Source organism: Mangrovimonas cancribranchiae, assembly GCF_037126245.1.
GTDB lineage: Bacteria > Bacteroidota > Bacteroidia > Flavobacteriales > Flavobacteriaceae > Mangrovimonas > Mangrovimonas cancribranchiae.
The window spans coordinates 2,487,002-2,499,443 of the sequence record NZ_CP136925.1; the positions used below are offsets into that span (position 1 = coordinate 2,487,002).

General features: G+C 33.3%; 14 protein-coding genes. 4 read left to right on the forward strand and 10 right to left on the reverse strand.

Annotated features, from left to right (window positions below; genetic code table 11):
* Positions 1–21 precede the first annotated feature (21 nt).
* Entirely contained in the window at positions 22–801 is a 780-nt protein-coding gene (murI, locus tag R3L15_RS11455; RefSeq protein ID WP_338731824.1) for a glutamate racemase, read from the forward strand.
* Here murI and R3L15_RS11460 read toward each other — a convergent pair.
* A complete protein-coding gene (locus R3L15_RS11460; protein WP_338731825.1) occupies positions 798–1,316 on the reverse strand; it encodes a gamma carbonic anhydrase family protein in 519 nt (172 codons plus the stop codon). The two genes, murI and R3L15_RS11460, sit on opposite strands and share 4 nt — an antisense overlap.
* Positions 1,317–1,406: 90 nt before the next feature.
* The gene (locus R3L15_RS11465) at positions 1,407–2,417 is read right to left on the reverse strand and encodes a type IX secretion system membrane protein PorP/SprF (RefSeq protein ID WP_338731826.1); all 1,011 of its coding nucleotides are present in this window, start codon (positions 2,415–2,417) and stop codon (positions 1,407–1,409) included.
* 216 nt (positions 2,418–2,633) lie between these two features.
* Between R3L15_RS11465 and R3L15_RS11470 the strand changes: the two genes are divergently transcribed.
* The 3 genes from R3L15_RS11470 to R3L15_RS11480 all read left to right on the forward strand — a co-directional run bounded on the left by R3L15_RS11470 (position 2,634) and on the right by R3L15_RS11480 (position 4,780).
* A complete protein-coding gene (locus R3L15_RS11470; protein ID WP_338731827.1) occupies positions 2,634–3,536 on the forward strand; it encodes a NifU family protein in 903 nt (300 codons plus the stop codon).
* Between the two features lie 86 nt (positions 3,537–3,622).
* Positions 3,623–3,823: a dodecin family protein gene (locus tag R3L15_RS11475; protein WP_338731828.1), complete on the forward strand. Its 201-nt coding sequence runs from the start codon at positions 3,623–3,625 to the stop codon at positions 3,821–3,823.
* A gap of 144 nt (positions 3,824–3,967) precedes the next feature.
* Entirely contained in the window at positions 3,968–4,780 is an 813-nt protein-coding gene (locus R3L15_RS11480) for a mechanosensitive ion channel family protein (protein WP_125467831.1), read from the forward strand.
* Positions 4,781–4,860: 80 nt separating this feature from the next.
* Here the strand turns inward: R3L15_RS11480 and tsaB are convergent, their stop codons facing one another.
* The 8 genes from tsaB to R3L15_RS11520 all read right to left on the reverse strand — a co-directional run bounded on the left by tsaB (position 4,861) and on the right by R3L15_RS11520 (position 12,439).
* A complete protein-coding gene (gene tsaB, locus R3L15_RS11485; RefSeq protein ID WP_405023537.1) occupies positions 4,861–5,526 on the reverse strand; it encodes a tRNA (adenosine(37)-N6)-threonylcarbamoyltransferase complex dimerization subunit type 1 TsaB in 666 nt (221 codons plus the stop codon).
* 8 nt (positions 5,527–5,534) lie between these two features.
* Positions 5,535–6,878 carry a TolC family protein gene (locus R3L15_RS11490; protein WP_338731829.1) on the reverse strand — a complete coding sequence of 448 codons (1,344 nt, stop codon included), beginning with the start codon at positions 6,876–6,878 and terminating at the stop codon, positions 5,535–5,537.
* The gene (locus R3L15_RS11495; RefSeq protein WP_338731830.1) at positions 6,862–7,983 is read right to left on the reverse strand and encodes an efflux RND transporter periplasmic adaptor subunit; all 1,122 of its coding nucleotides are present in this window, start codon (positions 7,981–7,983) and stop codon (positions 6,862–6,864) included. Before R3L15_RS11495 ends, R3L15_RS11490 begins: the two co-directional genes overlap by 17 nt.
* A gap of 20 nt (positions 7,984–8,003) precedes the next feature.
* Positions 8,004–9,248 (reverse strand): ABC transporter permease, encoded by a 1,245-nt coding sequence (locus R3L15_RS11500; RefSeq protein ID WP_125467828.1) that lies wholly within the window; start codon positions 9,246–9,248, stop codon positions 8,004–8,006.
* Between the two features lies 1 nt (position 9,249).
* Complete coding sequence (locus R3L15_RS11505; RefSeq protein ID WP_338731832.1) at positions 9,250–10,479, reverse strand: ABC transporter permease; 1,230 nt, start codon at positions 10,477–10,479, stop codon at positions 9,250–9,252.
* Entirely contained in the window at positions 10,472–11,173 is a 702-nt protein-coding gene (locus R3L15_RS11510; protein WP_338731834.1) for an ABC transporter ATP-binding protein, read from the reverse strand. Before R3L15_RS11510 ends, R3L15_RS11505 begins: the two co-directional genes overlap by 8 nt.
* 139 nt (positions 11,174–11,312) lie before the next feature.
* A complete protein-coding gene (locus R3L15_RS11515) occupies positions 11,313–12,221 on the reverse strand; it encodes a carboxypeptidase-like regulatory domain-containing protein (protein ID WP_338731835.1) in 909 nt (302 codons plus the stop codon).
* Positions 12,221–12,439: a hypothetical protein gene (locus R3L15_RS11520; RefSeq protein ID WP_338731836.1), complete on the reverse strand. Its 219-nt coding sequence runs from the start codon at positions 12,437–12,439 to the stop codon at positions 12,221–12,223. The genes R3L15_RS11515 and R3L15_RS11520 overlap by 1 nt, the downstream gene beginning before the upstream one ends.
* Positions 12,440–12,442 lie beyond the last annotated feature (3 nt).

Sequence of the window (12,442 nt, forward strand, 5' to 3'; positions counted from 1 at the left end):
CAGCTTTTTTATTTTTGTAACATGAGCAACAAACCTATTGGTATTTTCGATTCTGGCGTTGGCGGCACTTCTATTTGGAAAGAACTTCATTCCCTATTACCTTATGAGAATACCATTTATCTTGCCGATAGCAAAAATGCCCCTTATGGCCTAAAAGGCAAATACAACATCATTAAATTAAGCATAAAAAATGTAGAGCTTCTACTAGAAAAAGACTGTAAGCTTATTGTCGTGGCATGTAATACAGCGACTACAAATGCTATTAAAGTATTACGAAAAAATTACGATATACCTTTCATAGGAATCGAACCCGCAATAAAACCAGCGGCTTTGCAAACCAAAAACAAAGCTATTGGTATTTTAGCAACCAAAGGAACTCTAAGTAGTGATTTATTTCATAATACCGCTGCTCTTTATAGCAATGGTATTACTATTGTAGAACAAAATGGCAATGGCATTGTAGAGCTAATTGAACATGGTAAATTAGATTCTCCAGAAATGAGAAGTCTCCTTAAAGAGTATCTTTCTCCTATGATAAAAGCCAATATTGATTATTTGGTTTTAGGATGCACACATTATCCATATTTAATGCCTTTGTTATTAGAGCTTCTCCCTCAATCAATAAAAATAATAGATTCTGGTGAAGCTGTGGCCAAACAAACAAAAGCGATATTAGCACAACATAACCTATTGAATAATGCTACTGCTAAACCAAAAAACAAATTTTATACTAATAGCAACCCAATAGTGATGCAAACACTATTAAATGAAAATTTTAACGCTGAATATTTAGACTTTTAATCTTCTTTAAACCAACTAGAATACTTTACATAATTATTGGCTATCCTATCTATCTCACCAGAGATTAACTCTTCGCTAATATCTTTTACTTTCCTAGCTGGAACTCCTGCATAAATACTTCCGGCCTCTACTCTAGTGTTTTGTGTTACAACAGCTCCAGCTGCAATAATGCTATTACTTTCTACAACACAATCATCCATAACAATACTACCCATTCCTATTAAAACATTGTCGTGTATTGTACAGCCATGCACAATAGCATTATGGCCAATAGAAACATTATTGCCAATAGTGGTTGGTGATTTTTGGTAAGTAGCATGAATAACCGCACCATCTTGAATATTGACTTTATTGCCTATTTTTATATAATGAACATCGCCTCTAATTACAGCGTTAAACCAAATACTACATTCATTCCCTAAAGAAACTTCGCCTAACACAGTAGCATTTTCTGCCACGAAACAGTCATTTGGTATTTGAGGATGCTTATTGTTTACAGGTTTTATTACAGGCATAGATTTTTATTTAAAGTAAAACTAATCGTGTTATTTAACGATCTTAATATAAAGAAAAAGCCTTGAGAAATCTCAAGGCTTTTTTATTTTTTAGTTAACCGCTGGACAATTACAGTGGTAGCGTTCTCGTCTACAATTAAAGTTAAATCCTAGTGTTATTTGATGGAAACCTCCATTATTAAACACTACAGAATTTGCTTGATAAGAATATGTATAAGCAAACATAAATTGCTTATAATCTATACCTAATATTGGTGTAATGTACTGAAGTTTCTGGCTACTTACACCATTACCCTCGTAATAATCTGCACCATCTAAACTTCTTCTGTAAGATAATCCTCCCCAAAGCTTACCAAATTCCATTTCTTTGTATGCTTTAGCATTTATATCAAATGAAGATTCTTTTGTACCATCTTTATATTGAAACATTACTGATGGCTCGAAAGCCCATGTGCTTCCATATTTAGAAAAAACATATCCTACTGTTCCTAAAAACTGTCTTGGGTTATCGTAAGAGAATAAACCATTCTCGTTAGAGTTTATCCCTTCATTTTTAAGCATATTTTTTACCGTGGCATGAGCATAAAAATCATACAAATGGTAAGAAAAACCAAAATCTAAATTAAAGTTAGTAGCACTTTGGTCTACACCAGCTATAATAGGATCAAAAGGTTCGTTTATAAAAGCACTTTCATCTAATCTATATTGAATAGCTCCTATACTTAAACCAAAAGATAACATATTTAAATCTACTTCACTTCTAGAAAACATAATATGGTGCGCATAGGTTATGTATCCTCCAGTTTGTGAGTGATACCCATTTTTATCGGTATAAAGAATAGCTCCTATACCAGATTGAGAATCGCCAATTCTACCATTAGCACTTGCTGTTAGTAACCTTGGTGCATCATCATCGCCAAACCACTGCTGACGTCCTGTTATTCTAACCTTGGCACAATTAGAAGCTCCAGCCATTGATGGGTGAATTAAATAATAATTGTCGGTTAAGTAGTCTGAGTATATAGGAAGTCCTTCCTGTGATTGTACTAGTTGAAAGCTAAATACAGCTAGTAATAATAAAAACAATCTTTTAAATATCATAATCTAAGGTTTCAGGCAGATTTGTCATTCTATTACCTTATTAAAACTCCTTTTAAGCAATAAAATTATAATCAGATGCCAAATATAAAAAAATTAGTCATTTTCTATAGTACTTTAACAATGTAATACACATGAAAAAAGTGTTTTCCCAAAAAAGACTTAAAAGCCAAATATACACATTATCTTTTTAGTACTTTTGCATAAAATTTATATCTCATGAGTAACTATCACGTTTCCATACAAGAAACTTCCAATAAAGCCATTATAAAGTTTGAATTAAACCAATTTATCACTAAGCATCAAAGTTTTGAATTTAATAACATTGATGAGGCCAAATCATCGCCTTTAGCACAACAGTTATTTTATTTACCTTTTGTAAAAAAGGTATACATTTCAGGAAATTTTATTGCTGTAGAACGCTATAATATTGTTGAATGGAAAGATGTTCAATACGATGTTGCTAAACAAATAGGAGAGTATTTAAACAATGGCGGCATTATTTTAGAAGAAGATGCTGCACCTAAAAAAGTACCTGTTACTGTTTATGCCGAAAGTACGCCTAACCCAAGTGTTATGAAATTTGTAGCGAACAAAAAACTAGTAACTGCACCTTACGAATTCACCTCGATAGACCATGCTAAACTATCACCTCTAGCATCGGCTTTATTTCACTTTCCATTTGTTAAAGAAGTGTTTATTGATGAAAATTATGTTTCTATAAGTAAATATGACATTGCCGAATGGAACGATATTACTATGGAGCTCCGTGAGTTTATTAAAACACACATTGAAGAAGGCAAGGACATTTTACTACCAGAAGCTCCAGAGACTTTAAATAAAACCAACGAAAAGTTAGATCAAAACTTTGAGGCTTTAGATGACACTTCGAAACAAATTGTAAACATTTTAGAAGAATATGTAAAACCAGCTGTACAAAGCGATGGTGGCAATATTATGTTCGAATCTTATAACGCTTCTGACAAAACTGTAAAAGTTGTTTTACAAGGTGCTTGTAGCGGTTGTCCGTCATCCACATTTACCTTAAAAAATGGCATAGAAAATATGCTTAAAGACATGCTAAACGATACCTCTTTAAAAGTGGAAGCTATTAATGGTTAAGTGTGACTTTTTTATTTGGATGGTGTCTAAAAAACAGCTATATTAAATAGCTATTATACATTATTAACCAAATAAAAAATTACATTATGGCAGTATTAAAAGTAATTGAGGTATTGGCCAACTCGGATAAAAGTTGGGAAGATGCTACAAAAAAGGCTGTAAAAGACGCCTCTAAAACAGTAAAAAACATACGTTCGGTTTACGTAAACGAGCAAAGCGCCGTAGTAAATGGCGATGATGTTGTAGAATTTCGTGTAAACGTTAAAATTACATTTGAAGTTAAATAACATACTACTAACACAATAAACTAAAAAGTGCTTTTAAACTAAAGCACTTTTTTTATCATCTTAAAAAAAGAAGCTTAACCTTTATTTAAAGAGGTTGAAAAATCATTCTTATAATTTTATTAATTAATCACTTAAACAAAACACATGGATTTAGAAAAATGGACTGAAAAAGGCCTAAACTTTGCCTCAGAATATGGCATTAAAATTCTGGGAGCCATTCTCATATGGATTATTGGTTCTTGGATTATTAAAAAACTTCTAGGCACTACCAAAAAAATAATGGATAAAAGAGACTTTGATGAAAGTCTAGAGAAATTCCTAATTAACCTTCTTGGCTGGGCATTAAAAATACTTTTAATCCTTGCTATTCTTGCTAAGCTTGGTGTTGAAACAACATCGTTTGCTGCTATTTTAGCTGCTGCTGGTTTGGCAGTTGGTATGGCATTACAAGGATCGTTATCAAACTTTGCTGGAGGCGTTTTAATTATGATTTTTAAACCTATTAAAATAGGTGACTTAATTGAAGCTCAAGGTGAAATAGGTGTGGTAAAAGAAATTGAAATTTTCACCACAAAACTTACAGGACTTTCTAATAAAGAAATCATTATTCCAAATGGAGCGCTTTCTAATGGTAATATTGTTAACTACACAACTGAAGGCACCAGACGTGTTGACCTTGTTTTTGGCGTTGGATATGATTCTGATATTAAAAAAACCAAAGAGGTTTTAATGAATGTATTAACATCTCATCCTAAAGTATTGAAAGACCCTGCTCCTGCGGTTACCGTATTAGAATTAGCAGACAGCTCGGTTAATTTTGCTACAAGACCATGGTGTAAAACTGAAGATTACTGGGATGTTTATTTTGATGTTACCGAAAATGCTAAAGAAGCCTTAGATGCTGCAGGTATTGAAATTCCTTACCCACACAGTGTTGAAATACATAAAGACGCTTAAAGGCTTTAGGCTAATATATTAAGCAAAAAGAGAACGTTAATAACGTTCTCTTTTTTTATTTTTTCTAGCAGCTTTTATTCTTATTTCTTAGATTTTATCGCCACAAAATCCTTTAAATAATACGGTTCAAAATAAGCCACATCTTCAAAGTTGTTTACTTTATACTTTTTATAAGCTATGCTACCCATCTCGTTTGCCGAGGGTAATTTCGCATCAATAAAAACAGCATTAGGATGAGTTATAATGGTTTTTGTTTTCTCCACACCATTACCTATAAAATAAACTTTCTCTTTCTCTAAGTACTCTTGAAAGCTATTTTCTTCTAAAACTTCGGCTTTAATATCACGTGCTAAACTAAAATCGGCATTAAAAACGGCCGAATATACTTCCATACGCCTAGCATCTAGCATAGGAATAATATAACCACCTTCTATGTTAACCTGTCTTGATAACGACTCTAAAGTAGATACAGAAATTAAAGGTTTCTCTAGTGCGTAGGCTAATCCTTTAGCTGTAGAAACGCCAATTCGCAATCCCGTATAAGAGCCCGGTCCTTTACTTACAGCTATAGCATCTAGTTGAGATTTATCGATATTACCCTCGCTTAAAATCTGATCTATGTAAGCATGTAATCTTTCGGCGTGTGAATAGCCTTTATCATAATCCTCAATAAGAGCTATAGTTTCACCTTCTTTAGATAAAGCTACCGAACAATTAGTTGTTGCTGTTTCTATACTTAGAATCAAAATAACTATTAATTATTATTTATTACTATTGGTTTTCCAATATAAAAATCTAACACTTTAGTTTTAAAAATAAAATCGTATTTAGCGTTAATTAAGTTTGATTGTGCATTGACATATCTAATTCTAGACTGCTCTAAATCGAAAGCATTCATAGCGCCAAGATTATACCGTTCTTGCGCATTTTCAAAGGCTAATTCTTGTGATTGCAAGGCCTTTTTAGATGCTTCGTAACTTTTTAAAGCTGCTTTGGCATCTGTAAATGCCGTTTGTATAGTGTTTTCTAAGTCTAATTTAGATTGCGCTAAATCTAATTTTGAGTTTTCAACAGAAATTTTTGCTTTGGTTACAGATGTTTTATTTTGAAATTGTGAGAATATTGGTATTCCTATACTTAAACTAAAACTATGCGCTTTTTGATCATTTAACTGATTGAAAAACGTGTCTTCTGTATCTATCAAATTCGAATAAAATGCATTTGATCCAAATGCGTAACTTAAATTTACGTTTGGCAAAAATCCAGATTTGCTAATTTTAGTATTCATCTCGGCTACTTCAATATTCTTTTCGGCAAGTTTTATCTCACTTCTATTATCGAAAGCATAGTCTAAAATAGGCTCTACGTTATTATACATTAAAGTTGCCGTTGGGCTTCCTACATCAATCATTTCTACCTGAAATCCTTCTCTAGGTATTTGCAGTATTTGAGACAGTGTAAGTAACGCAATATTATAATTATTCTCGGCAATGGTTAAACTTTGCTCATCTGATGCTAAAGTTGCTTCGGCATCATAAACATTGGCTTGTGGTTGAACGCCAGCTTCTACCAAATCTTGCACTTGGTTTAATTGTGCCTGTGAGAAATCTACTTGCGCTTTTGCCGTTTCTAAATTTTCCTTATTGAATAATACATTTAAATAGGCATTGGCTACATTTAGCGAAATATCATCTTTAAGCTTTTGTAACTGTAATTGGTTGGCCTCTTGGTTTAGTAAGGATTGTTTATATAAATAAGAGGTTCTAAAACCATTAAACACATTTTGAGTTGCTCTTATCCCTATATTGGTAGAATGCGTTGTACGGTCGGCAAATTGACCTTGAAATAACTCTTGGTTACCAAGTCCTAGTGATTGACTTGCACTAGCATTTAACGTTGGTAAAAAACTACCTTTAGAAGCTTTTACATCTTGCTCTCCAGACAAAAGCGAATTATTAATCTGTTTTACCGATATGTTATTCTCCAAAGCATAATTAACACACTCTTGTAGTGTCCAAACTTTATCTTGTGCTTGAATGCTTATACTTAAAAATAATACTGCTATTATGCTAAAACCTATTTTATCTATTTTCATCATCTTCATTATTATCATCTGATGCTTTGTTCCACACTTTTATTTTATCGCCTTCGGCAACACCTTCGGTAATTTCAACATTTATACCATCGGATAAGCCAAGCTCTACGTCTACTTTTTTGTAATTGTTTTCACCCTCTAAAACCTCAACAAATGGTTTTTCGGTAATACGGTTATATTGCAACAAGGCTTCGCGAATAGCCAAAACGCTATCTCTTGCCTCGATATCTATTTCGGCATTTGCACTATATCCTGCACGTATATTGGTGCTTTCTTCTACATTTACATCGGCTTTTATAGTAAATTGTACGGCGCCGTTTTCTTCAATACCTTTTGGTGCCACAAATGTTAGTTTAGCAGGAAATTCTTTATCGCGAATAGCTCCTAAAATAACTTTTATTTCTTCACCTTCTTTTAGTTTACCAACTTCGGCTTCATCAACTTGGCCTTCAAAAATCATCACACTCATATCGGCAATGGTTGCAATGGTTGTCCCATCGTTAAAGTTGTTACTTTCGATAACTTGATCGCCTTCACGCACTGGAATTTCTAAAATAGTTCCTGAAATTTGTGCTACAATACTTGTGTTTGCAGTGTTTCCACCAGACAGCGATCCTTGTTTAATAATTTGATAGTTATTTTGTGCTTGCGCTAAGCTCTCTTTAGCTTGATTGTAAGATAACTCGCTATTCTCGAAATCTTGCTTTGAAATAACTCCTTTTTCAAACAATTCTTTATTACGATCGTAAAGCACTTTAGCGTTATCGAATGATAGTTTTTGTGTTTGAATATTACTTCTGGCACTTACCAAACTTTGCTCGTCTGGCACCACACGAATTTTAGCAATTAAATCGCCTTTTTTCACAATATCGCCTTCTTCGACAAGTATTTTATCGATAATCCCAGAAATTTGTGGTTTAAGTTCAATTTCTTCTTCTGGGTTTAATTTTCCCGTAGCCACAGCTTTAGTATTTATTGAAGTATAAAAAGGCTCTTCTGTTTTAAAATCTTCAACCGCTTTAGAATTAGCGTCTTTAAAATATTTGATTACCCATACAAATAGTAAGAGTAATACAATTCCGATAATGATTTTTAACGTTTTATTCATTTTATTTTTGATTGTTTATTCTATTCTTCTCTTAATGCGTCTATTGGTTTTATACTTGTGGCTTTAAATGCAGGTATTAACCCGATTAAAGTTCCTAAAATCACTAAAATTACTAAAGCGACAAATACAACTGCAATCGAGACCGATGGGTTTACTATGGCAGCTTCATCTCCTTGACCAAACATAGTATTTAACAAAATTAAAATCCATCCGCCAGAAATAATACCAAAAAGGCCTGCAATAATAGTTAAAAACACAGCTTCAACTACAATTTGTCGTTTTATTTCATAAGGCGTGGCTCCTAAAGCACGACGAACACCTATTTCTTTAGTACGCTCTTTTACAGTAATAAGCAATATGTTACCAATGGCAAATACGCCTGCTATTAAAGTGGCAATCCCCACAAACCATGTTAAAAACTGCATTCCTGTTAAAAAACCAGTCATTTTTTTAAACTCTTTCCCTAAGTTAAAACTTCCAAAAGCACGACTATCTTCTGGATGAATATTGTTTAGGTTTTTTAATAAAAGTTTAGCGTCTTGTTCTATTTGCTTGATGTTATACTCTGGTTTACCAGTAATCATCATCCAGCCTATTCTATCACCTGAGTTATAAATTTGTTGGTAGGTTGTAAATGGAATATGCATGTCTTGCGATGGCCCCATATTTACATTCCCAACTTCGTAAAGTCCTATAACTTTAAAATTAATATCGTTAATAACGATGTATTCACCTATAACTTCGGCATCTTTTTCAAAAAGTTGTTTGTAAACATCTTCTGAAATAACGACCACTTTTTTATTATCATCAATATCATTTTGATTGACAAAGCGTCCTTGAATAAGGTTTATTTTTTGAAGTTTATTTAAAAGCGGATAATCACCTACCATTCTAAAGCTACCGGATAAAAAATTGCGTGTTGCTGTAATGGTTCGCTGGTTTCTAGGTAAAACGAATTCAATGCCTTCTACATTTTCTTCTATTTTTTTGGTATCGGAAAGCGAAAGTTCTACTTGGCGCCCTTCTTGAAACCCTCTAAAAGGCATTCCTGTAGATTGCCCCCAAACAAAGACACTATTTGTCGCAAAATCGCCAAACAAACGGTTAAAAGCGTTTTCTAAACCTCGTGCTGAGCCCAATAAGCCAATAAGCAGTAAAATTCCCCACCAAACGCCTACCATGGTTAAGACTGATCTTAACTTGTTTTTATTGAAGCTATCAAAAACTTCTTGCCAGGTATCTCTATCTAATAAAAATCTTAACATGTTAATCGTTTCTTAAAGCTACAATAGGTTTTATTTGTGACGCTTTTTTTGCTGGTAAATATCCAGCAATTGCACCTGCTACAATAAGCGTAATTGTGGCACCAACCACTAAACTATTGCTTACGCCTGGATCTTTTATAAAATACGTTTCTAAACTTGGTGCAGCCAGTTCTAAAACACCAACTCCTAATAGCAGACCAACATATCCCGCTATGGCCGTAATTATTATAGATTCTAATAAAATAATTGATATAATAGACCGTGGTGAAGCTCCTAAGGCTTTTCGAATACCAATTTCTTTAGTACGCTCTTTTACAATAAAAATCATGATATTACTTATCCCTACAATACCGGCTATAAGTGTACCAAAACCAATAACTAAAATAATTACGGTTAAACTACTAGTCATGATATCGACTTGCTTAGTGCCTTGAGCCATATTAAAAATACGAATCGCACGTTGATCGTTTCTTGCCACAGAAAAACGCTGTTTTAATTTACTTTCAATGGTATTTCCAAAGGCTAATGCTTCATCTGAATTCATTTCAGGGTTATATGTTAAATGCATTAAATCAACATAATCGTTATTACCATAAACAAACTGTGTGGTACTAATAGGCATGTAAATAACTCGTTCTTCACTATCGCCTTCATCATCGGTAAAAACACCTGCTATTTTATATTGAATGCCGCCTATGTTAATATACTTCCCTATGGGATTTTCTCTTTTAAATAAATCGTCTTCTACAGTCTGACCAATGACAACAATTTTAGTTCTATTTGTAACATCGCTTTGGTTGATGTAGCGACCATCTTTTACTTTATTATTTTCGATGAACATATATTCGGGATATACGCCTCGAACTTCGTAAGTATTTTTTTCGCCTTTGTAAGCAACGCTTGCTGTACGATTTACTTTAGAGGTTATATATTGAACATTGTCTCCGAATTCATCTAAAATGTAATCGCGATCTTCATTTTTAAATTGTATGAGTCTTCCTGACTGAAGACCTTTATAAGGCTTGGTTGTTTTTCCTGGAAAAATTATAATGGAGTTATTGGCATCGGTACCAAAAGCTTCTTTAAAGGTGTTTTTTAGCCCATTTGCTATACCGAAAAGTATGGCAAATAACAATATAGCAAAGGCCACGGTAAAACCAGATAGCAAACTTCTGGTTCTATTTTTATTAATACTTTGAAATATTTCGCGCCAAAGATCTATATCAAACATACTGCTCTGCTCTTACTTGATCTACTTTAGTATCTTCCATAATAACACCATCTTTAAGTCGTACAATACGTTTACACATATTAGCAATATCCTCTTCATGGGTTACCATTAGTATGGTTTTACCTTCATCGTTTAAATGCTGAATAAAAGCCATAATTTCATACGATGTTTTGGTATCTAAGGCTCCTGTCGGCTCATCGGCTAAAAGGAGTTTAGGGTTTGCTGCCAAGGCTCTTGCTATAGCAACACGTTGTTTTTGCCCACCAGAAAGTTCGTTTGGTAAATGATGTGCCCATTCTTTTAAGCCTACTTTTTCTAAATGAAATAAGGCTTTCTCTTGACGTTCTTTACGTTTTAAACCTTGATAGTATAGCGGCAAGGCTACATTTTCTAAAGCGTTTTTATAGTTTATAAGATTGAAAGATTGAAAAATAAACCCTAAAAACTTATTACGATAGATAGCGGCTTTTTTCTCGGTGAGGTTTTTAATAGGAACATCATCCAATACATATTCACCAGAATCAGCTTCGTCTAGCATACCTATAATATTTAAAAGTGTAGATTTCCCAGAACCCGATGACCCCATAATAGCGACCATTTCGCCGTCAGTTACAGAAAGATCTATGCCTTTTAAAACATGTAAACTAGAATCTCCTATTGGATAGGATTTATGAAGATTTTTAATTTGTAACATATACTTTTTTGATTGGTATTGATGGTAAACCCATAAGTTAGACTTGAAATCAAGAAAAATGTTACAATAAAAGTAAATTTTATTTACAGACGCTCTTTTCTTACTGTGTTAAACTTTTTGTAAAATAGGGTTTCACCTCTTATTTTTCGTACTGAATGCCAAGCTCAACTAATGGATTCATGTAATAGTACTTTACTTTCCCAAATGACTTCCACCGCATTTTACGGGTCATGTGTGTCCAAGGTTGCCCACGATAACTCGACCAGGTTAATGATTCATCATCGTAAGTCATTACCAAATTTGGTGTGGTTACGTACATACTTTTTTTAGGGTGATTAGGCTGTGGGTTAATCGCTTCTATACTTACACAAACTCCATATTTTAAAAATGGTACAAATTCATCTTTAAGAAGTATTTTGATACGTTGGTTTTTATTTTTAGGCTTTATTATAGTATCGAAGCTAGAAATAGGTTTTGCTGGACGTTTGCGAATCGTATCAAATTCATAAAATTTTACTCTAAAAAAAGTTGGATACATATCATAATCCTCAATCTTTTTCTTTTTAAGCTTAAAAGCCACCCAGGCTACTTTTCCTGAAACTAAAGACTCATTTTTAATGTACAAACACCTTTCATAACCAAAAGGCACGGACGATTTAAATTTAACTTTTTTGCGTTTAACCCCTAATGTTTTTATTGCTGTATATTTTTTTCTTTTCGCGTTAACTAAAACTTCATTTAAAGTTATTTCTTGAGGCAACAACTTTATAATTAAAGGCTGCTTTTTATGCACAAGTGTTATTAGCGGAATTTGTTTGTTTTTATAACCTAGCGCCGACACAAATAAAGTATCGTTAGTGTGTTTATCTAGGTTGAATGTAAACTTCCCTAAACTATCGGTAGCAGTACCGTAATTAGAGTTTAAAACACTTAAATTGGTATAGGGTAATAGAATATTGGAAAGACTATCGCGAATAGTCCCAGAAATGTTTTGTGATTGACTATAGGTTATTATAAAAAAGCAGATAATACAAAACAACAATCGCATTAACGCTTCTTTTTATTGAAAGCTTTATAAATAGCGAACCCTATTCCGGCAACCAATATATAAGGTATTGCCATGAGGTAAATAATACCATCGTTAATACCTTTTGCGGCACTTTGCCCTTCTTCACTTTCTAATACAGCTCGACACATGGCACATTGCGCTTCTACTGGGATAGCCAATAGTAGTAATAATAGTAAAAGTATCCACGCTTTTTTCATAAA